We start from the raw sequence: 22,706 nt of genomic DNA on the forward strand, positions 1-22,706 counted from the left end.
GGGCGCAGGCAGGCTCATAGGCGAAACCGGGGACAATCTCAAGTCCGGAGCCGGATTTCAGGCCGCGCTGGCCGACGGGCGCGCCGGCGAGTTCGACAGCGCGCGGCTGAAACTGCCGACGAAGGCGGAGACCGCCTCGGCCGGCATCGGCCGCGAATAATGATAGCCCTGGCCGAGGCAGCAGCCCATTCCGGCCAGGCGCCGGGCCTGGCCGTCGGTCTCGATGCCCTCGGCCACGATCCGCATGCCGAGCCGGCTGGCGACGCCGATCAGCGCCTCGACGATGGCGCTGTTCCTGGTTCCACCCTCGATGCCGGCGACGAAGGACTTGTCGATCTTGATCGTGTCGACCGGAAAATCGAGCAGGTGGGTGAGCGAGGCGAAGCCGGTGCCGAAATCGTCGAGCGCGACGAGGATGCCGCGTTCGCGCAGGGCTTCCATGGTCCGCGCGACGCCGTCTCGGCGGCCGCCCATGATCACCTGCTCGGTGATCTCGACGACGAGGTGCTCGAGCGGTACCTGCGCCCGTTCGAACGCCCTGACGATGCGCTGGACGAGATCGCCCTTCTGGAAGTCGGCGGAGGTGACGTTGAGCCCGACGAAGGGAATCGACAGGCCCTCGCGCCGCCAATGCGCCATGTCGCAGGCGATCGCGGGAAGCATCTGGTTGGAGATGCGATGGGCGAGCTTCGGATCGAGAAGGGCGTCCTGGAACTCGCCGGCGGCCACCACGCGCCCGTCGTCGAGACGCAAGCGCGCCAGCGCCTCCATGCCCCGGACCTCGCCGGTGTCGAGCCGGACGATCGGCTGGTAGTAGGGAATCAGGCGGCCGGCGCTGAGCGCGTCGCCGACGCTGCGGATCGTCTGGATGCGGCGGGTCATCGAGGTCCGCAGGCCGCCCTTGAAGCGGACATAACCGCCGCGCCGCGTCTCCTTGGCGTGGTAGAGCGCGAAATCGGCATTCTGGCGCAAGGTGACGCTATCGGCACCGTCTTCCCCGGCGATGGCGCCGCCGATGGTGACGCTCGGGACGATACTCGTCCCCTCGCAATCGATCGGCAGATGCATTGCGGCGAGTATGGCACCAGCAACGCCGCGCAGCTGCCCGGCCTTGTCGCAGCCGGGCACCAGCACGGCGAACTCGTCGCCGCCGATCCTGAAGGCGGTTCCCTTCGGTGCCACGCTGGCGAGGCGGGCGCCGACGACCTCGATCAGCCGATCGCCGACGGGGTGGCCCATCGTGTCGTTGACCGCCTTGAGGTGGTCGATGTCGATCAGGATAAGGCCGAAGCGCGATGAGGGCTGCCGTGTCGCCTGGGCGATCGCCTCGTTGAAGCGGGCCCGGTTCGGCAGGCCGGTCAACGTGTCGAAATAGGCGAGGCGGTGATTGCGGGCGTTCACCTCCTCATGCTCGATCGCGATGGCGCAGAGATGCACGCAGGTCTCGACGATCCGGCGCTCGAACGGTGTCGCACCGCGTGGCTCGCGATAATAGAAGGCGAAGCTGCCGACGACGCGCCCGTCGCGAGCGGCGATCGGGCTCGACCAGCAGGCCCGCAGACCGAGCGGCAGCACGAGCCCGCGATAGCCCTCCCAGAGCGGGTCATTGGCGATGTCGGTCACCTCGACCGGGCTCTTGCGGTAGATCGCGGTGCCGCAGGAGCCGACGCGAGGGCCAATCGGGATGCCGTTGATCGCTTCGCCATAGGATCGCGGCAGGCTCGGCGCTGCGAGCGGCCGCAGCTGGAAATCGTCGTCGATGGTGACGACCGAGCAGACGACGCCGGGAGCGAGCGCTTCGACCCGCTTGCACAGCGTGGCCATGATCGCCGCCAGTTCCTCACCGCGTGCGATCGATTCCAGGATGGCGTTTTGCAGGGATTGCAGACGCTCGACGGAATCGTGACGGCGCATCGGGACACTCGGCGGAACGGGAGGAGCCATCATGCCGCACGGGCATGAAATCGCCGTTTCCCGGTTAGGTCGAATTGTCGGTTTTTCGAACCTCAGGCGGCAGAGAGCCCGATCCGCTCGTCGCGCCGGCGCAGCAGATGCATCAGCGGCAACGCCAGCAGGACCATCCAGGCCTTGCCGATGATCTGGCCGGTCAGGAAGTCCAGGCTGCCGAAGGCGAGCCAGAGGAAGACCAGGCTGTCGACGACGAGGCCGAGCACGCTGGAGGCCGCGACGGCCGCGACGAAATGGCGGCGCTGCAGCGGCGTATAGACCGTAAAATCGGCGAGCTCGGAGAGCAGGAACGCCGTGGTCGAAGCCAGCACGATGGCCGGCGGCGCCAGCACGCCGGAGATCAGCGTGCCGATCGCGATCGCGCCGAGGCCGGCGAACGGGCCGAGGCGCCGCTGGACGATGTCGCGCAGCACGAGCGCGAGCCCGATCATCAGCACGCCGCTCGGCGCCTTGATGCCGGGCGCGACGGGCACGAGGCAGGGCCCGTCGGGCACGCAGACGGTGCCGACGTTTCCGATCATCCAGTTGGCGAGCGGGATGGTCAGGGTGAAAAGGGCGAGGGCGACGTAGCCCTCGATCTGGCGCTGCCGATCAATCGTCATGGTCACTAACAGCCTCTGGGTCCACTGTCGTCCGGCGCGGCCTCATAAGCCGCAAAGCCTCTGGCTCGCAAGTCGCATGCCGGGCAATGGCCGCAGCCATAACCCCAAGGATGGCGCTTGCTGCGGTCGCCGAGATAGCAGCTATGCGTGTCCTCGACCACCAGTTCGAGCAAGGGCTCGCCGCCAAGCTCCTTCGCCAGGGCGAAGGTCTGTGCCTTGTCGCGCCACATCAGCGGCGTATGCAGCACGAGCCTTCGGTCGAGCCCGAGTGCGAGCGCGACCTGCATCGCCTTGATCGTGTCGTCGCGGCAGTCGGGATAGCCGGAATAATCGGTCTCGCAGACGCCGAGCACGATGTGCTTGCAATCGCGGCGGTAGGCCAGCGCCGCGGCGAAGCTCAGGAAGATCAGGTTCCGGCCGGGAACGAAGGTGGTCGGCAGACCGGTCTCTGCGAAGGCGATCTCGCTCTCGCTGGTCAGCGCGGTGTCGGAGATCGCGCCCAGCGTCTTCAGGTCGAGTAGATGGTCCGGCCCGAGCCGGTCGGCGTAGGCCGGCGCGAGGCCGGGCAGCCTTGCCCTGATCGTCTCGCGGCACTCCAATTCCACGCGATGGCGCTGGCCGTAGTCGAAACCGACGGTCTCGACGGCAGCGAATCGCTCCAGCGCCCAGGCCAGGGCGACAGTGGAATCCTGACCACCTGAGAAGAGGACGAGGGCACGCGAGGTCATGGCCGGTCCTTTCTCATTCTGCATCCAAGTCCGCGAGTCATGCCGGGCGACCGGAGGGAGACCCGGCATCCATTCCGGAGCCTTATTCGGAAAAGCTCCGGAATGGGTCCCGGATTTCGGCTTTGCTGGGTCCGGGATGACCCGCAAGGGTCAGTGAAACGTTGGAGAGAGGCAGCCTGCCGGCAGCTCCCTCAATCGAACAGGCTGGAGACGCTCGACTCGCTTGCGGTACGCTCGATCGCCTCGCCCATCAGCCCGGCGATGGAGATGACGCGGATATTGCGCGCCACCTTCACCGCTTCGGTCGGCAGGATCGAATCGGTGATCACCAGCTCCTTGAGCTTGGAGGAAGCGATGCGCGCCACAGCCCCGCCGGAGAGCACGCCATGGGTGATGTAGGCGTAGACCTCGCGGGCGCCCTGGGCGAGCAGAGCCTCGGCCGCGTTCACCAGCGTGCCGCCGGAATCGACGATGTCGTCGAGCAGGATGCAGGAGCGGCCCTCGACCGTGCCGATGATGTTCATCACCTCGGACTCGCCCGGCCGGTCGCGGCGCTTGTCGACGATGGCGAGTGGCGCGTCGATGCGCTTGGCCAGCGCCCGCGCGCGCACCACGCCGCCGACGTCGGGCGAGACGACCATGGCGTTCTTCCACTCGAGCCGGTCCTTGATGTCGCGCGCCATCAGCGGTGCGCCGAACAGGTTGTCGGTCGGGATGTCGAAAAAGCCCTGGATCTGGCCGGCATGCAGGTCGAGCGTCAGCACGCGGTCGACGCCGGCATGGGCGATCAGGTTGGCGACGAGCTTGGCCGAGATCGGAGTGCGGCCCGACGCGCGCCGGTCCTGCCGCGCATAGCCGAAATAGGGGATCACCGCCGTGATGCGCCTGGCCGAGGAGCGGCGCAGCGCGTCGGTGATGATCAGCAGCTCCATCAGGTGGTCATTGGTCGGGAACGAGGTCGACTGGATGATGAAGACATCCTGGCCGCGAACGTTCTCCTGGATCTCGACGAAGATTTCCATGTCTGCGAAGCGCCGAACCTGGGCCCGGGCGAGCGGGACGTCGAGATGGCCGCAGATGGCTTCGGCGAGCGGGCGATTGGAATTGCCGGCGACGACTTTGAAGGAGGAGGCCATGCCGGGTGCACCCGAAACGCAGATAAAGGTGAGCCGTCCGAACGGGGGCGGTCCAGTTTCGAAGGGCTCATAACAGTGTGATGACGCCGAGTCGACCAAAGAGGTGCGACATCCCCATGCAAATGCTGCACTGCAATGAGGCGCGGCGCACGTTTCACGGAAGGCCGAAGGGGCGTGCTTCGGAAGCGCGTCAGGTCCCCTTTCCCTAAAACGGGGGAGAGCGGTGGCGCTACGGTCGATGAGCGTCGGCTCTTTCTCCTCCCAAACCCTCCCCCGTTCCGGGAGAGGGCTTCCGGATGGCTCCGAGCTGCTAGCGCTTCTTCTCCGCATCCGCCTGAGCGGTGCGGGTCTTGCTCTTCGCGTCCGGCTTCGCTTCCGGGACCGGCGCGGTCGTCAGGAAGCCTGCGATCGCGTCGGCCGATTCGGACGCGGCCTTGGCGACGATGGTCTGGTCGATGCCGGCCCAGGGGTCGCCGCCGCCGGCGCGGCGGCCGAGGCTCTCGCCCTGGACGCGCTGGGCGCGCTTCTTGCTCTCGTCATAGACGTCCCAGACGAAGGCAAGCGCGGTCTGGCCGTCCTCGGTGGGCTGGGCCGTGAGATAGCCGCGAACCCGGAAACGGGCCGGCTTGTCGCCGGGGACGATCTCCATCTTGCGCTCGGCCGCAGCTTCGCCGAGCAGGCCGGCGAAGTGCGCCGTCACCTGGTCGGGCGCGCCCGAGATGCTCTGAACCGAGACCGGAACACCCGGCGCATCGACACGCGGCCGCGGCGCGGTCGCGGTGGTGGTTTCCTGGCAGCCCGCTAGCGCAAGCGCGGCGAGCGGCCCCAGAACGAGGCCGTTAAAACGTACCGACATGACGCCTCCCGCCCTTTGTTCGGGCTTGGATTGCTGGTCTTCCCTGCGGAGACCGTTTTAGGCGCAACGATCCCCAAGGTCCAGACAGGGCCAGGCGAGGGCCCCGCCGGGCCGGTTGGGCCGCGGCGATTGCGCTCCCGGCGCTCCTTCGCCATATCTCCCGGGAGGGCGCATGGAGCGCCTGCCGGAGAGCTCCGATGGTCAGCACGTCCAACCGTATCCTCGACGACATCGCCCGGCTGGCGACCGATGCCGCCGGCGCGGCGCAGGGCGTGCGCCGCGAGGTCGAGACCGTGGTCAAGACCCAGATCGAGCGGCTGCTGCGCGATCTCGACGTGGTGACACGCGAGGAATTCGAGGCGGTGCGCGAGATGGCGCTGCTGGCGCGTGAGGAGAACGACAAGCTCGCAGCCCGGCTGGTGGCGCTCGAGGCCAAGGCCGAGTCGAAGTAACGCCTCTGTCAAGTTTGGCCAGCGGCCAGCCAACAGCTTCGCGTTGTGGACAGTCCCGCTAAGGGATTGAGACCGGCGTCGAATCCGCAGAGCTTGCGTCGCGTACCGGGTGCCGATGGGCTCGATCAGAACCGCGCAGGTTCTGTTAGGGCTCCTGACTCGCCTGAGCTATCGTCGATGAAGAGAGGTGATTCGTCGGTAGGCTCTACTTGAGAGCCCGCCGATGAAGCGAAGATCATATCAGTGATCTTCTGGTCGGGTTGCGTGCCTTACGCTTTTCCAGTCGCCGTGTTCCCGTTCTTGAACAGGCCGCGCCTGCCGTCAGGGCCAGCGCCGGCTGTTGGACCCTGGGCATGATGGACCTTGATCTGGACGCTGAAACCGAACGCCCCTCCAACCCGCTCGATCTTGTCGAACGCCTCGCCGCACTGAACGACTGGAGCTTCGATCGCGACAGCGATGACGAACTCTCGGTTTCCGTTACCGGTGGCTGGGCCGACTACCATGTCGCGATCACCTGGCTCGGGGAAGTCGAGTCGCTGCACATCGCCTGTGCCTTCGACCTTCGGGTGCCGGACCGGCGCCGCAACGAGGTGATGACCCTCGTCAGCCTGGTCAACGAGCAGCTCTGGCTCGGGCATTTCGACCTGTGGAGCCGCGAGAATGTGGTGATGTACCGCCATGCGCTGCTGCTCTCGGGCGGGGCCGAGCCGACCGAGGAACAGGCCGCGGGCCTGATCAAGGCGGCGATCGACGCCTGCGAGCGCTACTACCAGGCCTTCCAGTTCGTCGTCTGGGCCGGCAAGAACGCTCGCGAGGCGCTCGAGGGCGCGCTGCTGGAGACGGTCGGCGAGGCGTGAAAGCCAGCTGGTCCGGGCTTGACCGGAACCTTGCTTGGCGGTTCAGGTCCATGCGCAACCGCGCATCGACCGGAGACACGCCATGGCCAGCCCGCTTCCGCAGACCCTCACCCTTGTCGGAGCCGGCAAGATGGGTGGTGCCATGCTGGAGGGCTGGCTCAGCATAGGCGTGAACGGCGCGGGGATCACGCTGCTCGACCCGCATATCTCCGAGGAGATGCAGACGCTCGCCGCCACCCATGGCATGAGCGTCAACCCTGCCGCGCCGGCGCCTGCCGAGGTCGTGGTCCTGGCGACCAAGCCGCAAATGCTCGACACGGCCGCCCCGGCCGTGCAGGCGCTGATCGCCCCGAAGACGCTGCTGATCTCGATCCTCGCCGGCAAGACGCTCGGCGATCTCTCGGCCCGCCTGCCGAATGCGAACGCGATCGTGCGCGCCATGCCGAACCTGCCGGCTTCGGTCCGGCGCGGGGTCACGGCCGCTGCTGCGGGCAAAGGCGTCAGCGAGGCGCAGCGGCAATTGGCCGATGCACTGCTCGCCGGCGTCGGCAAGGTCGAATGGCTCGGCGACGAGGGGTTGATCGACGCTGTCACCGCCGTCTCGGGCTCGGGGCCGGCCTATGTCTTCAACATGGTCGAATGCCTCGCGGCTGCCGGTGTCGCGGCAGGCCTGCCGGCCGAGATCGCCGAGCGTCTGGCGCGGGCGACGGTCGAGGGCGCCGGCGAAATGCTGTTCCAGTCGCCGCTGCCGCCGGCGACCTTGCGCCAGAACGTGACCTCGCCGGGGGGCACGACCGCGGCCGCGCTCGAAGTGCTGATGGCCGACAACGGCCTCGCACCGCTGATGCGACGCGCCGTCGCTGCCGCCAAACGCCGCGCCGAGGAGCTTTCCGGCTGACGCGGCCTTTCAACCGCCCATCTCACGCCTTAGCTTCTCTCGCATCAGCTCGCGACAGGAGAGACGTCGATGGCGCGCAAACCCGTTTCCCCCGAGGCCGATAAGCCGGCTGCGAAGCCTGACCCGCGCCGTGCCGTGGTTGATGCCCTGTTCCGCCTGGCGGCGGCGCAAGGTTGGGATGAGATCGAATTGCCGGCGATCGCCCGCGAGGCCGGTATCAGCCTCGCCGAGCTCCGCGGGCTCTTCCCCTCCAAGTTCGCCATCCTCGGCGGCCTCGGCCGCATCCTCGACGATGCGGTGCTGGCCGGCAGCTCCGACGATCTCATGGAGGAATCCTATAGGGAGCGCGTCTTCGATCTGGTGATGCGCCGGCTCGATGCGCTCGCGCCCTACAAGGCCGGGCTCAAGGCGCTGATGCCGCATCTGCGCCGCCAGCCGCTGGCGCTCGCCGCACTCGGGCGCAATTCGCTAAACTCCTGGCGCTATCTGCTGGCCTCGGCCGGCATCCCCACCGAGGACGATCTCGGCTCCGTCCGTGTCCGTGGCGCGACGCTGCTGATGGCGCGCGTACTCGACACCTGGCTGGAAGACGACGAGCCGGAGCTGTCGCGCACCATGGCCAAGCTCGACCGCGAGCTGAAGACAGCCGGGCAGATCATGGCGCGCGTCGAGGACGTCCACCGGCTGACGGCGCCGCTGCGTGGGCTCGCCCGCTCGCTCTGCTCGGGCGTGCGGCGCACACCGCGGCGCGAGCGTATGCGCAACGAGGAAGGCGACGACTACGCGGCGGCCATCTGATGCAATCTTCGGTTGTGTTCGGCAACCGGTGATTGTGGCAAAAAAGTGACAGCGTTAAGCAGCCATTAGCCACCTGTGGCGAATGTGAAGAATCACGTTCGCGAGGGGCGACATGTCTGCGTTGAAGAAGCTTACCGGGCTGTCGATCAGCCGTTCGTTCGGGCTGGTCGCCATCCTGGCCGCCGTCGTCACGGTTGCGAGCGTCGCGGTGACGCTCAATCAGGCCCGGATCGATATGCTCGATCTCAAGCGGTCCGAGGTGAGGAACGCGGTCGAGGCCGCCGCCTCCACGGTGAATGCCTATGTGGCGAAGGTGGAGAAGGGCGAACTCAAGGACGCCGACGCCCAGAAGCTCGCGCTCGACGCGATCGCCAACGCCCGCTTCGACGACGGCAACTACTTCTTCGTCATCCGCTATGACGGCTTCAACGTCGCCCACGCCAATCCGAAGCTGGTCGGCACCGACATGTCGCCGCTCAAGGACCCGACCGGCAAGTTCTTCGTCAAGGAACTGACGGACACGGCGCGGAACAAGGGGGCGGGCTTCGTCGACTACATGTGGGTGAAGCTGGGCGACAAGGAGCCGACGCCGAAAATCTCCTATGTCGTCGGCGTGCCGAAGTGGCAGTGGTCGATCGGCACCGGCATGCATGTCCACGCCGTCGAAGCCTCGTTCTACGGCCTGATCAAGGATGTCGCGGTCGTCCTGGTGCCGCTGGCGCTGCTGCTGCTCGGCCTCGTCGTCTTCCTGAGCCGCCGCGCCTCGGGGATGCTGCGCACGGTATCCGGCAATATGAGCACGCTGGCCGCCGGCGATCTCAAGGCGCCGATCGCCTATCAGGAGCGCCAGGACGAGGTCGGCAGCATGGCGCGCGCCCTCGTCGTCTTCCGCGACGCGGCGCTGACGAAGCAACAGGTCGAGGCCGAGAAGGCGCAGGCCGAAGCCGATGCCGGCGAACAGCGCCGCGCAGCCGATACGCAGCGGAGCCTCAATGAGGCGCAGCGCGGCGAGGAGGCGAAGAAGCAGGCGGTTGTCGTCGACGCGCTCGGCGCCGGTCTGGAGCGTTTGACCGAGGGCGACCTGACCTACCGGATCGAGGTTTCCTTCAGCGCCGAATACGCCAAGCTCAAGAACGACTTCAACGCGGCGATGGCGCATCTCGAAGAGACGATGCGTCAGATCGCGACCAATACCGAGAGCATGAAGGCGGGCGCCGGCGAGATCAGCCAGGCGGCGGACGACCTCGCCAGCCGCACCGAGCAGCAGGCTTCCTCCGTCGAGGAGACCGCGACGGCGCTCGACCAGCTGACCGCGACCGTGCGGCAGACCGCCGAGGGCGCGCGCCAGGCGAGCCACGCCACCACCCAGGTCAAGGGCGAGGCCGAGCAGTCCGGCCAGATCGTGCGCGAAGCCGTCGCCGCCATGAGCGGCATCGAGAAATCCTCCGAGGAGATCTCGCAGATCGTCGGCGTCATCGACGAGATCGCCTTCCAGACCAATCTCTTGGCGCTCAACGCCTCGGTCGAGGCGGCGCGCGCCGGCGATGCCGGCAAGGGCTTTGCGGTGGTCGCTTCCGAAGTGCGGGCGCTGGCGCAGCGCTCGGCGGATGCGGCCAAGGAGATCAAGGGCCTGATCACCGCCTCCAGCGTCGAGGTCGAGAAGGGTGTCGCGCTGGTCGGCCAGACCGGCACGGCGCTGGAGCGGATGTCGGGCGAGATCACCCGCGCCACCTCGCTGGTCGCCGAGATCGCCTCGGCCGCGCAGGAGCAGGCGACGGGGCTGCAGGAGGTCAACACCGCAGTCAACGAGATGGACCAGGCGACGCAGCAGAACGCCGCCATGGCCGAGCAGTCGACCGCCGCCTCGCAGGCCCTGGCCCAGGAAGCCGACAGGCTCGCCGCGCTGGTCGGGCGCTTCAGGCTCGGCGGCGACGTGGTTGCCTTGAAGGCGATGGCGGGCAAGATGGCGCAGGCTGCGGCGCCTGCGCCGCGCCCGGCGCGCGCCATGGCGGCCGCGCCTGCCTCGAACCATGGCAGCGCCGCGCGCAAGGTCGCCAATGGCGGCGATCGCGGCTGGGAGGAATTTTGAGTACGCCTAGCGAGATCGCCGCTGAGATCGGCTTCGACGATTTCCTCAAGGTCGACATCCGCGTCGGCACCATCGTCGAAGCCGCTCCCTTCCCCGAAGCGCGCAAGCCCGCAATCAAGCTGGTGATCGACTTCGGCGGCAGGATCGGCCGCAAGAAGTCGTCGGCGCAGATAACCAGGCACTACCGGCCCGAGGACCTCACGGGCCGGCAGGTGCTGGCGGTGGTCAACTTCCCGCCGCGCCAGATCGGCAAGTTCATGTCGGAGGTGCTGACCCTGGGCGTGCCGGATGGCGATGGCGAGGTCGTGCTGATCGGCCCATCGCTCGAGGTGCCCGCCGGCGGGCGCTTGTACTGATTAGGACTAACGCCTTTGCGAGCGATTGCCCCGAAGAGGGCGGCCTCGACATCTCCCGTAGTGTCATCCCGGACAAGCCGCGCAGCGGCGCCGATCCGGGATCCATTCCTGAGCCTTTCCGATTGAGGTTCCGGAATGGGTCCCGGGTCTACGCTGCGCTCCGCCCGGGACGACCGCGCCTTCTTTAGTGAAGCAGGTAGAAGCCCGTTACTGGCTCAGGCGGCTTGATCCTGCCGCCAGCTTCCCGTCGCGAGCGTGGTCGGCGCAGGTTCCGGCTCGCTCCAGCGCAAAGGCAGGGTGGCCTTGCGCCGCCAGGCCCGCGTGACCTCGACCTTCAGCAGGCGCTCGGCGCCGTCGATGCCGGCCAGTTCCGGTCCGGTCCAGATGATCTTCGCCGTGCCTTGCAGCTGCAACACGTCGCCCTTGGCGAAATCGATGAAGAGCAGCGATGTCGCCGGCTCGCGCAGCAGATTGCCGAAGGTATTGAAATAGCTGTTGCCGGCGAAGTCCGGGATCGCCAGCCGTTCGCCCTCGATCCGGACGAAACCCGGCCTGCCGCCGCGATGCGAGATGTCGAGCCCGGTTTCCGAGCCGCTGGCGATGAAGAGCGTATCCGCCTCCGTCATCAGGGCGCTGGCTGCCGGATCGAGGCCGCCGAGTTCTTCGACTGCGGGAGCAGACGCTGATACGGGCTCGTGCTGCCGGAGCTGGATGTATTTGGCGCAATTGCCGAAACTCTGGCTCACCGCGATTCTCAGGCCGTTGCCGTCGCGCTCGCTGATGACGCCATTGGCGCGGTTGCGCCGGCGGGTGCGCAGATCGAGCCCGAGGAGGCCGACCGATGCGCCCACACTCAGCGTGGCATCGGCCGGATCGCCCGAAGCGGGCAGGGCGGCGATCGCGAGTTCGTTCGGCGTCGGGCTGGTGACGAAGCCTTCCGGGCCGGTGAGGATCGTCGCGATCGGCTTGCCCTGAGCATCGCGCCCCGCCGCGAAGAGATAGGGCAGCAGCGCGAAGAAGTCGCGATGCTGGTCCGGCATAAAGTCGCGGATGCCGGTTCCGCGCGAACTCTCGCCGGCGAGCGCCTGCGCCTCCAGTTCGCCGTCATGGAAAGGCGAGGCGTCCATCGTCTCAGGCCTTCACTGGAATGGGCGAGGGCGGGATCGGCTTGAAAAAGGGCAGGGCCTCGACGCGCCTGAGCCAGGCCTGCACCGCCGGATAGGGATCGAGCGGGATGCCGCCCTCCGGGGCGTGCGCGACATAGGAATAGCAGGCGAGGTCAGCAAGCGTCGGATGCTCGGCGGCGAGGAAGCTGCGACCCTTGAGATGTTCTTCCATGAACGCCAGCAACCGGGATGCGACGCGCTCGGCCCTGACCGGATCGTCGTCGTATTTGAACTGCGCGATCAGCCGGGCGACCGCCGGGCCGTGCATGACCTCGCCGGCGGCAATCGAAAGCCAGCGCTGCACCTGCGCCGCTGCAACCGGCTCCTGCGGAAGCCAGTCGCTCTCCGGCGCGTAGCGCCTGGCCAGATACACCAGGATGGCGTTGCTGTCGGCCAAGGTGAGGTCGCCGTCCTGCAGCACCGGGATCTGGCCGAACGGGTTGAGCTTGCGGAAAGCATCGCTGCGACGGACGTCAGCCGGTGCCGGGACGACATCGAAGTCCAGCCCGAGCGCGCGCAGCAGCAATTCGACACGGTGGGTATGGCCGGAGAGGGCAGTGCCGTGCAGCGTGATCTTGGCTTGGGTCATCAGGGCCTCGCTGTGGTGCTGGCGCCAATCTGATTGTTTCAACTTGGCGTCGATAGCTGATAGGTTGGCAAATCAGAATTTCGAATGATGGAATGATCATGGATCGGCTCGACGAGCTCGCCATCTTCGTCGCGATCATTGACACCGGCAGCCTCGCCGGCGCGGCGCGCCAGCTCAGGCGTTCGCGTCCTGCGGTGACGCGGGCGCTGGCGGCGCTGGAGGAGCGGGCCGGCGTCAGGCTGATCGCGCGCACGACGCGGCAATTGATGGCGACCGAGGCGGGACGGGAGCTGGCCGCCGCGGCCCGCAACATCCTCGCGGAGTATGAGGCCTCGCTCTCGGGCGTGACGGGGGCACCGATGCGCGGCCTGATCCGGATCACGGCGCCGACCGCCTTCGGCCGGCGCCACGTCACGCCGGTGGTCGCCGAGTTCCTCGACCTGCATCCGGAGATCCAGATCGAACTGGTGCTGGCCGACCGCAATCTCGACCTGATCGAGGAGGGGCTGCATCTGGCAGTCCGCATCGGCGCGCTGCCGAGCTCGCGGCTGGTCGCCCGCAAGGTCGGCGAGGTCAGACGCGTGCTGGTCGCGGCGCCGGCCTATCTGGAGCGCCGCGGCACGCCGCATCGACCGGCCGACCTCGCCGGCCATGACACCATCGTCAGCATCGCCGCCGGCCAGAGCATGCTCTGGCGCTTCGCCGGCGATGCGCGCAGCGCGACAGTGCAGGTCACGCCGCGCCTGATCGTCAACGAGATCGAAGCGGTGCTGATCGCGGCGCGCTCCGGCCGCGGTCTGGCGCGGGCGCTATCCTATCAGGCCGCGCCCGATATCGCGGCCGGCACACTCGTGCGGGTCATGCGCGGATGGGAGCCTCCTGCCTCGCCGGTGCAGCTCGTCGTGCCGAGCGGGCAGCACCTCCAGCCCAAGGTCCGAGCCTTCCTCGATTTCGCCGCGGCAAGGCTGCAGCAGCTTCCGGTGATCAGGCCCGGGAGCTGAGCTCAGGCTCAGCGCAGCGTCGCATGCTGGGCCGCCTCCTCATGGATCCAGCGGCGGAAGGCCGCGATCGCAGGCCGCTCTGCCACGGCCTCGGGGCACACGACATAGTACTGGTAAGCGCCGGGCAATTGCTGCGGGAAGGGGCGCACCAAGCGGCCGGCTTCGAGATAGTCGCCGATCAGGGCGCTGGTTGCGAGCGCGATGCCCTGGCCGGAAGAAGCAGCCTGCAGGGCAAGGAAGGTATGTGAGAAGCGGGGGCCGTGCGAGGCGTCGATATCGTCGACGCCGGCATAGGCGAGCCATTGCGGCCAGGTCACATATTTCGGGATGCCTTCGGCAAGCTCGTGCAGCAGGGTGTGGTGGCGCAGATCCGATGGTTCGCGGAGCGGCCGGTCGGGATCGTCGAGCAGGGCCGCATTGCAGACGGGGAAGAAAGTCTCCGTCATCAGCAGCTCGGAATGCAGCCCGGTATAAGCGCCTTCGCCATAGCGAATTGCGATGTCGACATCCTCGCGAGCGAAGTCGGTGAGATGCATCGATACCGAGATGCGCACCTCCAGCTCGGGGTGGCGCTGCTTGAGCACGCCGAGGCGCGGTATCAGCCAGCTCAGCGCGAAACTCGGCATGGTGCTGACCGTGAGGATGTTGGCGGTGTCGGGCCGCAAGGCTCGCGCGGTGGCCTCGTCGAGCTGATCGAGTATCTGCGAGATCGACGTCGCATAGCGCTGGCCGAGCGGCGTCAGCGCGATGCCCTTGCTCGGCAGCCGGGTGAAGAGCGGGCGCTGGAGCCAGGCCTCGAGGGTCTTGACCTGCTGGCCGACCGCGCTGGCGGTGACGGCGAGCTCGTCGCCCGCCCGCTCATAGTTGAGGTGCCGTGACGCGGCTTCGAACGCGCGCAGCGACGTCAGGGGCGGCAGGTGGCGGCGGGACATTGGGCGGCCAAGTTTTGCTTGGGCTGAGGCAAAGAAGTTCTCATTTGCTTCCAAGGCCTGCAAGCCCCAAATTTCCTTTCAGTAACGAGATCAAAGGAGGCCGTCATGCCGGCCGGCGTCACCACAGAAAATCTTTCGCTTTCGACTTCGCACCATGCTCATGGGCTCGCCGGGGTGTTCCTGCGTTTCGAGGGTTGGCTGACGGCGCGGGCCAGCGCCCGGGCGCTCTACCGCATGGACGACGTGGCGCTTCACGACATCGCCCTCTCCCGCAGCGACGTCGAGCGGGTGAACAGCTGCGCCCGCAAGGCCTTGTGGAGCCACTGAACCACCGTCTGTCATTCTGTGGCATGCCGGAGGCGTGAGCCCGGAACCCGTGAACACGATGTTGCCGGAAGGGTGCGGTGACGGCCGCGTCCATATTGTGGTGGCAGGTGTTCATGGGTTCCGGGCTCTTTGCTGCGCAAAGCCCCGGAAAGACAGCGCGGCTACGCGAGCCGCCGATAGAAGCCGCGCGCTCAGACCGGCAGCCTGACCGTGGCGCGCAGACCGCCGAGCGGCGAATCGCCCAGCATGATGTCGCCGCCATGCGAGCGGGCGATGTCGCGGGCGATGGCGAGGCCAAGGCCGGTGCCGCCGCCGTCGACGTTGCGGGCCTCGTCGGCGCGGAAAAACGGCTTGAACACGTCTTCGCGCAACTCGGGCGGGATGCCCGGGCCGTCATCGTCGACCATGACAATCAGATAGCGCGCGTCATGGGTTGCGCGGATGGCGATGCGGTCGCCGAAGCGCGCGGCATTCGAAACCAGATTGGTGAGCAGGCGCCGGATCGCGTCGGGCCGGACGACGACAAGCGGGTCCCCGACCACGGTGAGCTCGGTCTGGTGATCCTGGCGTTCGGCATCGGCCTTGAGCGTCTCCAGCAAGGCGCGGATATCGGTCTCGACCGGTGCCTCGCCGGCATCGCCACGCGCGAAAGCGAGATAATCCTCGAGCATGCGGCTCATCTCGTCGACATCCTTCTCGAGCGCCTCGAGATCTGGCGACTTGTCGAGAAGGGCAAGAGAGAGCTTGAACCGCGTCAGGATGGTGCGCAGGTCGTGGCTGACGCCGTTCAGCATCATGGTGCGCTCGCCGATCGAGCGTTCGACGCGCCGCTTCATCTCGATGAAGGCATTGCCGGCGCGGCGGACCTCGCGTGCGCCGCGTGGCCGGAAATCGGCGTCGCGGCCCTTGCCGAAGGCTTCGGCGGCGTCGGCCAGACGCAGGATCGGCCGGATCTGATTGCGCAGGAACAGCACTGCGATGGTGAGCAGGATCAGCGAGGTGCCGATCATCCAGAGCAGGAAGATGTGGCTGTTCGAGGCGTAGGCCTGGCTCCGGCGGGTCAGCACCCGCATCACGTCCTTGCCGATCTTGATCCGGATCTCGATCAGGCTGGAGCGGCCGACCGTGTCGAGCCAGAAGGGCCGCTTGACCTGTTGGGCGAGCTCGGCCGAGAGCGCACTGTCGAGCAGCGAGAAGAAGGGGCGGGTGCCGGGCGCCGGCAGGTCGGTATCGGGCAGGATCTCGACATCCATGCCGAGCCGCTCCTCGGCGATGCGGCCGATCACCGTCGCCTGGTCATCCTGCGGATAGCTCTCATAGACGTCGATCAGCGTCGCGATCTCCGACGAGACGGCCGAGGACAGGCGCTGCGTCACCGTCTGCCAGTGCCGCTCCATGAAGACATAGGCGATGACCGATTGCAGCAGCACCACCGGCGCGATGACGATGACGAGGGCGCGCGGATAGAGCCCCTTGGGCATGATGCGCGCGACCGGGCGCAGCCAGCGCTCCGGCAGGCGCCGGAGCGGCGTTATCGCGGCGGAGAGTGCCGACATGCCCTTGCCGCTGGCGATGCGCAGCTTCGCCAGCGTCCGCGCGGCGAGCGGGACGAGGCGACGCCTGAGCGAAGCGTCGGCCATGCCGGTCAGGTCCTGTCGACGACGAGGCGGTAGCCGATGCCGCGCACGGTCTGGAGATAGAGCGGGTCGGCGGGGTCGCGCTCGATCTTGCGGCGCAGCCGGTTGATCTGCACGTCGATGGTGCGGTCGTTGGCGGCGGAGCCCTGGTTGGCCAGCTGCTCGCGCGGCACATGCTCGCCGGCGCGTTCGGCCAATGTGGTCAGGATCTCGCGCTCGCGCTCGGTCAGGCGGATCGACTCCTCGCCCTGGCGCAGTTCGCCGCGGGCGAGGCCGTAGATGAAGGGGCCGAAGCGGACATAGTCGGGCCGCATCGGCGCAGACGGCGCCTCGGGCTGGGCGTTGCGCTTGAGGACATTGCCGAGGCGCAGGATCAGCTCGCGCGGCTCGAAGGGCTTTGAGAGATAGTCGTCGACGCCGATCTCCAGGCCGTTGATGCGGTCGTTCGAATCGGCGCGGGCGGTCAGCATCAGGATCGGCACCTGCGAGCTCTTGCGCAGGCGGCGGGCGAAGTCGAAGCCGTTCTCCCCGGGCATCATCACGTCGAGCACCATGGCGTCGAAGACGAGATGGCCGAGGCGATTATCGGCGTCAGCGGCGTTGGCAGCGGTGGTGACGCGGTAGCCATGGTCGCCGAGAAAGCGCGCCAACAGGTCGCGCAGGCGGCGATCGTCATCGACAACCAGGATATGAGGGGCCTCGTCGGGCACTGGCTTGAGCACGCTGGCCGCCATCTGGGCTCCTTTTTCGCCTCCGGCACCGGCCGATGCGCCACTGCCTTCGCATCAGGATAGCATAGGCCGCCCGAACTCAGGCCCGCACCTGGGGAGGTCCCGGATAACATTGTCTAACGTTCTGCAACGCGTATGGCGTGCGTGGCCTGCCGCCGGACGCGACCTGCTCTCACCGGCCGGCCTTGCCGAAGGTCACGCCCCGGTCGGTGACCTTGAGGCTGAAGCGGCCGCGGCCGGTCGGACTGGCGCGGGAATCGTTCGGGCCGAGGACCGTGCCGGTATAGGTGATGACGCCCTGGCCGAACTGGACCTGGCGGGGCTCCATGCCGACCGTCTCATCGACGCGGCCGACCGGCATCCAGCGGCCACCGGCCTCCCTGAACACGATCGCCATCTGGTTCATTGCGTTGCCGGTCTGGTCGTACTGATAGCTGACGAAGGCAACGGCATGGGGCGTCGGATCATTCTTGAAGCTGCCATGAAACAGGCTGGCATCGCTGGCAGTATCGATGATCCGGCAAGTCTCCTCGCCCTTCTGCGTATAGCAGGGGATGCGTGTCTGCTTGAGATAGCGGGTCACGCTCTCGGCGGCGGGGCCCTTGAGGTTGCCGGTCACGTCCTGCGCTGCCGCTGCTGTGACGAAGCCCGTCATGGCGGCGAAGCCGAAGAGAATCCTGCGCATCGTCATCCTGTGTCGTCGTCTCGTCACCGCGGCCCGGCGAGCGCGTCCTGCACCTTCCTGCGCTCGGATGGGTCGATCAAGCCCGCGAGGTAGCGTGCGACGATCTCGCCCGCCTCAGGTCCGACCTGGGCGAGCGCGCCGTTGATGCGCCTGCCCTGCAGCTGCGCCAGCCTGACGGCGAGCTCGCGGCCGGCCTGGGTGGCGTAGAGGTTGCGCTGGCGCTTGTCCTGCGTGCCCGTGCGCGACTCGACGAAGCCGGTCTCGACCAGCTCCTTCAGGACGCGGTTGAGGCTCTGCTTGGTGATCTGCAGGATGTCGAGGAGCTCGGCGATGGTCAGCCCCGGCCGGCGCTCGACGAAATGCAGCACGCGGTGATGGGCGCGGCCGAAGCCGTAATCGGCGAGGATGCGGTCGGGATCGCCGACGAAGTCGCGATAGGCGAAGAAGAACAGCTCGATCAACTCGTAAGGCACTGAGGTATCAGGCGCCTCGGATGGGACGGCAGACGCTGGATGCAATACGGGTGTGCTCACCATCACGCTCATTTTTTATGTCAGCCTTGTTGACATATCTCAGACGTAAGATTACCGGTCAAGCACGCGGGGCGACCGATTATGTCGCAAGTGCCGGTCTCGGCGCAGCATAGATACCGCGCTTGCACGCCTTTCCGGCCTGTGGCGGAGTGGCAGCAAGAAAAGCACCTGGAGGACTGTATCATGTCTGTCATTCCTTTCGACCAGCGCGACGGCGTCATCTGGTTCGACGGCAAGCTCGTGCCGTGGAAGGAGGCCAAGGTGCACGTACTCACCCATGGCCTGCACTATGGCTCCTGCGTTTTCGAGGGCGAGCGCGCCTATGACGGCGTGATCTACAAGTGCACCGAGCACTCGCAGCGCCTGCACAAGTCGGCCGAGATCATGGATTTCACGATCCCGTATTCGGTCGCGGAGATCGATGCCGCCAAGTATCTCTGCCTGAAGGAGAACGGCCTCAAGGACGCCTATCTGCGTCCGGTCGCCTGGCGCGGCTCGGAGATGATGGCGGTCTCGGGCATGAACAACACCATCCACACGGCGATCGCGGTGTGGGAGTGGCCGAGCATGTTCGACATGGCGCAGAAGCTGAAGGGCGTGCGGCTCGACCTTGCCGAATATCGCCGGCCCGATCCGGCCTGCGCGCCGGTCCACGCCAAGGCGGCGGGGCTCTACATGATCTGCTCGCTCTCCAAGCACAAAGCGGAGCGCGCCGGTTATGCCGATGCGATGATGCTTGACTGGGAAGGCAATGTCGCCGAGTGCACCGGCGCCAACATCTTCTTCATCAAGGATGGCGTTGTCCACACCCCGCTGGCCGACCGCTTCCTCAACGGCATCACCCGACAGTCGGTGATCGACCTGTGCCGGAAGCGCGGCTTCGAGGTGGTCGAGCGCCGCATCCGGCCGGAAGAGCTCGAAGGCTTCAGCGAGTGCTTTATCACCGGCTCGGCAGCCGAGGTGACGCTGGTCTCCGAGATCGGCCCCTACAAGTTCGTCACCGGCAATATGGGCAAGGTGATCATGGAAGACTATTCGGACGAGGTCCGGCAGGCTTCCAAGGTTGCGGCTTGAGTCATATCTCGTCATCGCCATGCTCGCCGTCCTGCGAGCATGGCGACTTCGCGACAGATCGCTGATACCGTGTCCGGGCTCCGCCCTGGCGCCGCATCCGGCACGATCGAAATACCACAGAGGCCGCTCGACAGGCGGTGCGAGCGCTCCGCCGCCTTGACCGGGACCGGCCCCGTCGCCATCGTGATGGCAGCTGACTCTTCCCCGCACGAGGCCCCCATGCGCCGGGTTTCCCTTTTCTCCACCCTCGCAGCCGCGATCTGCCTGAGCGGCCTGTCCGCCCAAGCGGCAGGCGGACGTTACGTCCATCCCGCCGACCGGGCGGAAGAGCGCATCATCCCGATGTATGGCAATCTGCCGGCCTGCGAGGATCCGGCCGTGCTCGGGGCGATCACCAGCCGGTTCAATTCACGCGAGGCCAATTTCTGGGGGCCTCTGCAGGCGGTCAGCTTCGACCGCGTCCGGCCGATCGCCTGGCGTCCCTGGGGCGATGATTTCATCCCGCGCCGCTTCTGTACCGCGCGCGTCCTGACAAATGACGGCGTGCTGCGGCGGGTCGATTATTCGGTGCGCGAGAATCTCGGCCTGTTCGGCTACACTTGGAACGTCAACTGGTGCGTCTCAGGGCTCGATCGCCACCGCTCCTACGCGCCCGATTGCAAGATGGCCCGTCCCTGATCAAAGCGCAGCTATGCGACTGAAGCGAATCGCCGCCGGCCTGCTTGCCTTCTGCGCGCTCGGCGGCACCGCCCTGGCGCAAGGCCGCCACGATCGCGGCGGTACACCGGGCGATTTCGATTTCTACGTCCTGGCCCTGTCCTGGTCGCCGGGCTTCTGCGAGATCGACGGCGGGCGCGGACGCAACCGCGAGCAATGCGCCCCGGGCGCCAATCTCGGCTTCGTCGTGCACGGCCTCTGGCCGCAATATGAGCGGGGATTTCCGAGCGATTGCGGCCCCTCCGGCCGAAGCCCGTCGCGCATGGCGATGGATCAGGCCGAGGGCCTGTTCCCGACCGAAAGTCTCGCGCGCTATCAGTGGCGCAAGCACGGCACCTGCTCCGGCTCGAGCCCGTCCGACTATTTCGCCGATGTCCGCCGCGCCCGGGAGAAGGTCAAGCTTCCGCCGGCGCTGGCGCGCGTCGACAGCGAGCGGAGCTGGACGGTGCTCGATCTCGAACGGGCCTTCGTCGACGCCAATCCAGGCTTGCGCCCCGACATGATGTCGGTTTCCTGCCGGCGCGGCGTGCTGGAGGAGGTGCGCATCTGCTTCAGCAAGGACCTGCGCGGCTTCCGCAGCTGTGGCGAGGTCGATCGTTCCGGCTGCCGCGCCCGCGATTTCCGCGTCAACGCGATCCGCTGACGAGATGAACTACCGCCACGGTTTCCATGCCGGCAATTTTGCCGATGTGCTCAAGCATGTCGTGCTGATGCGCGTGCTCACGCATCTCAACGCCAAGGACAAGCCGTGGCGCGTGATCGACACCCATGCCGGTGCCGGCCGCTACGATCTCGGCTCCGAGGAGGCGCTGAAGACCCATGAATGGCGCGACGGCGTCGCGCGGCTCGACCAGGCGCCGCTCGCGCCGCAGGTTGAGACCCTGCTGAAACCCTGGCGCGAGGCGCTCTCGGCTGCACGCAGCCGGTACGGCGCTGAGACCTATCCGGGCTCGCCGTGGCTTTGCCGCCATGCCATGCGCGCGGACGACCGGCTGATCGCGGCCGAACTGCATGAGAATACCTTCCGCAAGCTGAGCCAGGCACTCGGCCGCGACGAGCGCTGCAAGGCGCTCGAGATCGACGGCTGGACCGCGCTGCGCGCCAATGTCCCGCCCAAGGAGCGGCGCGGCCTGGTCCTGATCGACCCGCCTTTCGAGGAGAAGGACGAGTTCGCGACGCTCGCCGCCGAGTTCATCGCGGCGCATCGCAAATGGCCGACCGGCATCTACGCGCTCTGGTATCCGATCAAGGAGGAGCGTGCAGTCGAAGGCCTGCTCGATTCGATTCTCGATGCTGGCATCGGGCGGCTGCTCCGGATGGAGATCAACGTCGATCGCCCCGACGCTGCCGGTGGCCTGAGCGCAACCGGCATGCTCCTGGTCAATCCGCCCTGGCTGCTGGCTCAGGAGGCGGAGATCCTGCTGCCGGCCCTGTGCGAACGGCTCGCGCAGGGGCCGCGCCCGCGCTATCGCTGCGAGGCGATTCGCCCCGACGGCTGACCGCTCGTCCTGCCAACCCGAAGGCTGCACCGATGCTGATCCTGCGCTCCTCCCCGACCTCGCCCTTCGGCCGCAAGGTCAAGATCGCCATTGCCGAACTCGGGCTGGAGGGGCGGGTCGAGGTGGTGCCGGCCGACACCAACGATCCGGCGGAATCGCTGCGGCGCCAGAATCCGCTCGGCAAGGTCCCGACCCTGGTGTTCGAGGATGGCTCGACGCTGTTCGATTCCCGGGTGATCATCGAATACCTCGATCACCTCGTCGGCGGCGACAGGCTCTTCCCTGCCGGGCAGGCGCGTTTCGCGCAACTGCGCCTGCAGGCGCTCGCCGACGGCATCTGCGATGCCGGGCTGCTGCAGGTTTACGAGGTTCGCCTGCGATCACCTGAGATGCGCAGCCAGCCCTGGACCGAGAATCAGGCCGGCAAGGTCGCACGCGCGCTGGCTACACTCGAAGCCGCGCCGCCCGCTTACGAGCGCCCACGCATCGGCGAGATCGCGCTTGCCTGCGCTCTCGGCTATCTCGATCTGCGCTTCGACGGAGCCTGGCGCACCGATCATCCGGCTCTGGTCGCCTGGCTCGACGGCTTCGCGGCCAAGGTGCCGGCTTTCGAGGCGACACGCTTCAAGGGCTAGCGCTCGCCCAATCAGATTGTATCGTCATTCCGGATTAGCGGCGGATCCGCGCAGCTCCGGAAATCTTCGTAGGTCGCTGAACCCCAGGATGGATTCTGGCGTTCCGTTTCGCTGCGGCTGGATTGGCCCTGCAGCTTACCCAGAACGATTTTCCAACGCTTGAAGACAACAAAAAACCCGGTGGCCTAGGCCACCGGGTTCGTTCCGTCTCCGGGAGGAGAAAATCAGAACTTGTAGCTGAGGCGGGCGCGGACCACCGAGAAGTCCGTGCTGACCTTGTCGCCGCCATTGAAGACGCGCTTGTCGCCGAGGTCGACGTAGAGGTACTCGACGCCGCCGACAAGGTTGTTGGTGAAGGCGTACTCGACGCCGCCGCCGACGGTCCAGCCGGTGTGGGTGTTCGAGTCCGAGTTCAGGCCGTTGATGGTCACGCCCGG

At 67.1% G+C, this 22,706-nt stretch carries 26 protein-coding genes; 13 read left to right on the forward strand and 13 right to left on the reverse strand.

Translation table 11 applies throughout. The features are described from left to right. Positions 1 to 57: 57 nt before the first annotated feature. From BMZ21_RS21730 to BMZ21_RS21750, 5 genes are all read right to left on the reverse strand, one after another. Complete coding sequence (locus BMZ21_RS21730) at positions 58 to 1,914, reverse strand: putative bifunctional diguanylate cyclase/phosphodiesterase (RefSeq protein ID WP_167561703.1); 1,857 nt, start codon at positions 1,912 to 1,914, stop codon at positions 58 to 60. Between the two features lie 92 nt (positions 1,915 to 2,006). Further along, positions 2,007 to 2,570, reverse strand: coding sequence for a VUT family protein (locus BMZ21_RS21735; protein WP_091839486.1), 564 nt, complete (start codon positions 2,568 to 2,570; stop codon positions 2,007 to 2,009). 5 nt (positions 2,571 to 2,575) lie between these two features. Then, on the reverse strand, positions 2,576 to 3,298 hold the full coding sequence (queC, locus tag BMZ21_RS21740; protein ID WP_091839302.1) for a 7-cyano-7-deazaguanine synthase QueC: 723 nt from the start codon (positions 3,296 to 3,298) through the stop codon (positions 2,576 to 2,578). A gap of 191 nt (positions 3,299 to 3,489) precedes the next feature. Continuing rightward, positions 3,490 to 4,434 carry a ribose-phosphate pyrophosphokinase gene (locus BMZ21_RS21745; RefSeq protein ID WP_091839305.1) on the reverse strand — a complete coding sequence of 315 codons (945 nt, stop codon included), beginning with the start codon at positions 4,432 to 4,434 and terminating at the stop codon, positions 3,490 to 3,492. 310 nt (positions 4,435 to 4,744) lie between these two features. After that, positions 4,745 to 5,290 (reverse strand): hypothetical protein, encoded by a 546-nt coding sequence (locus BMZ21_RS21750; RefSeq protein WP_091839310.1) that lies wholly within the window; start codon positions 5,288 to 5,290, stop codon positions 4,745 to 4,747. A gap of 197 nt (positions 5,291 to 5,487) precedes the next feature. On the opposite strand from BMZ21_RS21750, the gene BMZ21_RS21755 reads away from it, so the two are divergent. From BMZ21_RS21755 to BMZ21_RS21780, 6 genes are all read left to right on the forward strand, one after another. Continuing rightward, complete coding sequence (locus BMZ21_RS21755; RefSeq protein WP_091839313.1) at positions 5,488 to 5,742, forward strand: accessory factor UbiK family protein; 255 nt, start codon at positions 5,488 to 5,490, stop codon at positions 5,740 to 5,742. 353 nt (positions 5,743 to 6,095) lie between these two features. Further along, positions 6,096 to 6,602 (forward strand): type III secretion system chaperone family protein, encoded by a 507-nt coding sequence (locus BMZ21_RS21760; RefSeq protein WP_091839316.1) that lies wholly within the window; start codon positions 6,096 to 6,098, stop codon positions 6,600 to 6,602. Positions 6,603 to 6,684: 82 nt separating this feature from the next. Continuing rightward, complete coding sequence (proC, locus tag BMZ21_RS21765) at positions 6,685 to 7,500, forward strand: pyrroline-5-carboxylate reductase (protein WP_091839320.1); 816 nt, start codon at positions 6,685 to 6,687, stop codon at positions 7,498 to 7,500. A gap of 69 nt (positions 7,501 to 7,569) precedes the next feature. Continuing rightward, positions 7,570 to 8,298: a TetR family transcriptional regulator gene (locus BMZ21_RS21770; RefSeq protein WP_091839324.1), complete on the forward strand. Its 729-nt coding sequence runs from the start codon at positions 7,570 to 7,572 to the stop codon at positions 8,296 to 8,298. 112 nt (positions 8,299 to 8,410) lie between these two features. After that, entirely contained in the window at positions 8,411 to 10,387 is a 1,977-nt protein-coding gene (locus tag BMZ21_RS21775; protein WP_091839327.1) for a methyl-accepting chemotaxis protein, read from the forward strand. After that, a complete protein-coding gene (locus BMZ21_RS21780) occupies positions 10,384 to 10,743 on the forward strand; it encodes a tRNA-binding protein (protein ID WP_091839330.1) in 360 nt (119 codons plus the stop codon). The genes BMZ21_RS21775 and BMZ21_RS21780 overlap by 4 nt, the downstream gene beginning before the upstream one ends. A gap of 215 nt (positions 10,744 to 10,958) precedes the next feature. Here the strand turns inward: BMZ21_RS21780 and BMZ21_RS21785 are convergent, their stop codons facing one another. Both BMZ21_RS21785 and BMZ21_RS21790 read right to left on the reverse strand, forming a co-directional pair. Next, positions 10,959 to 11,870, reverse strand: coding sequence for a pyridoxamine 5'-phosphate oxidase family protein (locus tag BMZ21_RS21785; protein ID WP_091839333.1), 912 nt, complete (start codon positions 11,868 to 11,870; stop codon positions 10,959 to 10,961). A 4-nt stretch (positions 11,871 to 11,874) separates the two neighbouring features. Then, positions 11,875 to 12,498 carry a glutathione S-transferase family protein gene (locus BMZ21_RS21790; RefSeq protein ID WP_091839336.1) on the reverse strand — a complete coding sequence of 208 codons (624 nt, stop codon included), beginning with the start codon at positions 12,496 to 12,498 and terminating at the stop codon, positions 11,875 to 11,877. 98 nt (positions 12,499 to 12,596) lie between these two features. On the opposite strand from BMZ21_RS21790, the gene BMZ21_RS21795 reads away from it, so the two are divergent. Further along, positions 12,597 to 13,499 (forward strand): LysR family transcriptional regulator, encoded by a 903-nt coding sequence (locus tag BMZ21_RS21795; protein WP_091839489.1) that lies wholly within the window; start codon positions 12,597 to 12,599, stop codon positions 13,497 to 13,499. A gap of 8 nt (positions 13,500 to 13,507) precedes the next feature. On the opposite strand, the gene BMZ21_RS21800 is transcribed toward BMZ21_RS21795, so the two are convergent. After that, positions 13,508 to 14,431 (reverse strand): transcriptional regulator GcvA, encoded by a 924-nt coding sequence (locus BMZ21_RS21800; protein WP_091839340.1) that lies wholly within the window; start codon positions 14,429 to 14,431, stop codon positions 13,508 to 13,510. A 105-nt stretch (positions 14,432 to 14,536) separates the two neighbouring features. Between BMZ21_RS21800 and BMZ21_RS21805 the strand changes: the two genes are divergently transcribed. Beyond that, positions 14,537 to 14,758 (forward strand): DUF1127 domain-containing protein, encoded by a 222-nt coding sequence (locus tag BMZ21_RS21805; protein WP_091839343.1) that lies wholly within the window; start codon positions 14,537 to 14,539, stop codon positions 14,756 to 14,758. A gap of 191 nt (positions 14,759 to 14,949) precedes the next feature. On the opposite strand, the gene BMZ21_RS21810 is transcribed toward BMZ21_RS21805, so the two are convergent. The 4 genes from BMZ21_RS21810 to BMZ21_RS21825 form a co-directional block, all read right to left on the reverse strand. Then, a complete protein-coding gene (locus tag BMZ21_RS21810; RefSeq protein ID WP_091839495.1) occupies positions 14,950 to 16,314 on the reverse strand; it encodes an ATP-binding protein in 1,365 nt (454 codons plus the stop codon). Positions 16,315 to 16,403: 89 nt separating this feature from the next. After that, on the reverse strand, positions 16,404 to 17,129 hold the full coding sequence (locus BMZ21_RS21815; RefSeq protein ID WP_091839347.1) for a response regulator: 726 nt from the start codon (positions 17,127 to 17,129) through the stop codon (positions 16,404 to 16,406). Positions 17,130 to 17,298: 169 nt separating this feature from the next. Next, complete coding sequence (locus BMZ21_RS21820) at positions 17,299 to 17,811, reverse strand: hypothetical protein (protein ID WP_143079754.1); 513 nt, start codon at positions 17,809 to 17,811, stop codon at positions 17,299 to 17,301. A gap of 23 nt (positions 17,812 to 17,834) precedes the next feature. Continuing rightward, complete coding sequence (locus tag BMZ21_RS21825; protein ID WP_425285466.1) at positions 17,835 to 18,347, reverse strand: MarR family winged helix-turn-helix transcriptional regulator; 513 nt, start codon at positions 18,345 to 18,347, stop codon at positions 17,835 to 17,837. Between the two features lie 180 nt (positions 18,348 to 18,527). Here BMZ21_RS21825 and BMZ21_RS21830 point away from each other — a divergent pair, with 180 nt between their 5' ends. The 5 genes from BMZ21_RS21830 (at position 18,528) to BMZ21_RS21850 (ending at position 22,269) form a co-directional block, all read left to right on the forward strand. Continuing rightward, positions 18,528 to 19,418: a branched-chain amino acid aminotransferase gene (locus BMZ21_RS21830; protein ID WP_091839358.1), complete on the forward strand. Its 891-nt coding sequence runs from the start codon at positions 18,528 to 18,530 to the stop codon at positions 19,416 to 19,418. 219 nt (positions 19,419 to 19,637) lie between these two features. Then, positions 19,638 to 20,096 (forward strand): hypothetical protein, encoded by a 459-nt coding sequence (locus BMZ21_RS21835; RefSeq protein WP_091839361.1) that lies wholly within the window; start codon positions 19,638 to 19,640, stop codon positions 20,094 to 20,096. A gap of 13 nt (positions 20,097 to 20,109) precedes the next feature. After that, on the forward strand, positions 20,110 to 20,778 hold the full coding sequence (locus BMZ21_RS21840; protein ID WP_091839364.1) for a ribonuclease T2 family protein: 669 nt from the start codon (positions 20,110 to 20,112) through the stop codon (positions 20,776 to 20,778). 4 nt (positions 20,779 to 20,782) lie between these two features. After that, positions 20,783 to 21,634 carry a 23S rRNA (adenine(2030)-N(6))-methyltransferase RlmJ gene (locus BMZ21_RS21845; protein WP_091839367.1) on the forward strand — a complete coding sequence of 284 codons (852 nt, stop codon included), beginning with the start codon at positions 20,783 to 20,785 and terminating at the stop codon, positions 21,632 to 21,634. 32 nt (positions 21,635 to 21,666) lie between these two features. Then, positions 21,667 to 22,269 (forward strand): glutathione S-transferase, encoded by a 603-nt coding sequence (locus BMZ21_RS21850; protein ID WP_208862341.1) that lies wholly within the window; start codon positions 21,667 to 21,669, stop codon positions 22,267 to 22,269. A gap of 224 nt (positions 22,270 to 22,493) precedes the next feature. On the opposite strand, the gene BMZ21_RS21855 is transcribed toward BMZ21_RS21850, so the two are convergent. Further along, on the reverse strand, positions 22,494 to 22,706 hold a 213-nt coding region (locus BMZ21_RS21855; protein WP_143079755.1), incomplete at its 5' end, for an outer membrane protein.

Source organism: Allobosea lupini, assembly GCF_900109525.1.
GTDB lineage: Bacteria > Pseudomonadota > Alphaproteobacteria > Rhizobiales > Beijerinckiaceae > Allobosea > Allobosea lupini.

What these genes read in the sequence shown, in the direction of transcription:
- BMZ21_RS21730 (WP_167561703.1), bottom strand. Translation starts at nt 1,914, where the DNA reads ATGCGCCGTCACGATTCCGTCGAGCGTCTGCAATCCCTGCAAAACGCC.
- BMZ21_RS21735 (WP_091839486.1), bottom strand. Translation starts at nt 2,570, where the DNA reads ATGACGATTGATCGGCAGCGCCAGATCGAGGGCTACGTCGCCCTCGCC.
- queC (WP_091839302.1), bottom strand. Translation starts at nt 3,298, where the DNA reads ATGACCTCGCGTGCCCTCGTCCTCTTCTCAGGTGGTCAGGATTCCACT.
- BMZ21_RS21745 (WP_091839305.1), bottom strand. Translation starts at nt 4,434, where the DNA reads ATGGCCTCCTCCTTCAAAGTCGTCGCCGGCAATTCCAATCGCCCGCTC.
- BMZ21_RS21750 (WP_091839310.1), bottom strand. Translation starts at nt 5,290, where the DNA reads ATGTCGGTACGTTTTAACGGCCTCGTTCTGGGGCCGCTCGCCGCGCTT.
- BMZ21_RS21755 (WP_091839313.1), top strand. Translation starts at nt 5,488, where the DNA reads ATGGTCAGCACGTCCAACCGTATCCTCGACGACATCGCCCGGCTGGCG.
- BMZ21_RS21760 (WP_091839316.1), top strand. Translation starts at nt 6,096, where the DNA reads ATGATGGACCTTGATCTGGACGCTGAAACCGAACGCCCCTCCAACCCG.
- proC (WP_091839320.1), top strand. Translation starts at nt 6,685, where the DNA reads ATGGCCAGCCCGCTTCCGCAGACCCTCACCCTTGTCGGAGCCGGCAAG.
- BMZ21_RS21770 (WP_091839324.1), top strand. Translation starts at nt 7,570, where the DNA reads ATGGCGCGCAAACCCGTTTCCCCCGAGGCCGATAAGCCGGCTGCGAAG.
- BMZ21_RS21775 (WP_091839327.1), top strand. Translation starts at nt 8,411, where the DNA reads ATGTCTGCGTTGAAGAAGCTTACCGGGCTGTCGATCAGCCGTTCGTTC.
- BMZ21_RS21785 (WP_091839333.1), bottom strand. Translation starts at nt 11,870, where the DNA reads ATGGACGCCTCGCCTTTCCATGACGGCGAACTGGAGGCGCAGGCGCTC.
- BMZ21_RS21790 (WP_091839336.1), bottom strand. Translation starts at nt 12,498, where the DNA reads ATGACCCAAGCCAAGATCACGCTGCACGGCACTGCCCTCTCCGGCCAT.
- BMZ21_RS21795 (WP_091839489.1), top strand. Translation starts at nt 12,597, where the DNA reads ATGGATCGGCTCGACGAGCTCGCCATCTTCGTCGCGATCATTGACACC.
- BMZ21_RS21800 (WP_091839340.1), bottom strand. Translation starts at nt 14,431, where the DNA reads ATGTCCCGCCGCCACCTGCCGCCCCTGACGTCGCTGCGCGCGTTCGAA.
- BMZ21_RS21805 (WP_091839343.1), top strand. Translation starts at nt 14,537, where the DNA reads ATGCCGGCCGGCGTCACCACAGAAAATCTTTCGCTTTCGACTTCGCAC.
- BMZ21_RS21810 (WP_091839495.1), bottom strand. Translation starts at nt 16,314, where the DNA reads ATGTCGGCACTCTCCGCCGCGATAACGCCGCTCCGGCGCCTGCCGGAG.
- BMZ21_RS21815 (WP_091839347.1), bottom strand. Translation starts at nt 17,129, where the DNA reads ATGGCGGCCAGCGTGCTCAAGCCAGTGCCCGACGAGGCCCCTCATATC.
- BMZ21_RS21820 (WP_143079754.1), bottom strand. Translation starts at nt 17,811, where the DNA reads ATGCGCAGGATTCTCTTCGGCTTCGCCGCCATGACGGGCTTCGTCACA.
- BMZ21_RS21825 (WP_425285466.1), bottom strand. Translation starts at nt 18,347, where the DNA reads ATGGTGAGCACACCCGTATTGCATCCAGCGTCTGCCGTCCCATCCGAG.
- BMZ21_RS21830 (WP_091839358.1), top strand. Translation starts at nt 18,528, where the DNA reads ATGTCTGTCATTCCTTTCGACCAGCGCGACGGCGTCATCTGGTTCGAC.
- BMZ21_RS21835 (WP_091839361.1), top strand. Translation starts at nt 19,638, where the DNA reads ATGCGCCGGGTTTCCCTTTTCTCCACCCTCGCAGCCGCGATCTGCCTG.
- BMZ21_RS21840 (WP_091839364.1), top strand. Translation starts at nt 20,110, where the DNA reads ATGCGACTGAAGCGAATCGCCGCCGGCCTGCTTGCCTTCTGCGCGCTC.
- BMZ21_RS21845 (WP_091839367.1), top strand. Translation starts at nt 20,783, where the DNA reads ATGAACTACCGCCACGGTTTCCATGCCGGCAATTTTGCCGATGTGCTC.
- BMZ21_RS21850 (WP_208862341.1), top strand. Translation starts at nt 21,667, where the DNA reads ATGCTGATCCTGCGCTCCTCCCCGACCTCGCCCTTCGGCCGCAAGGTC.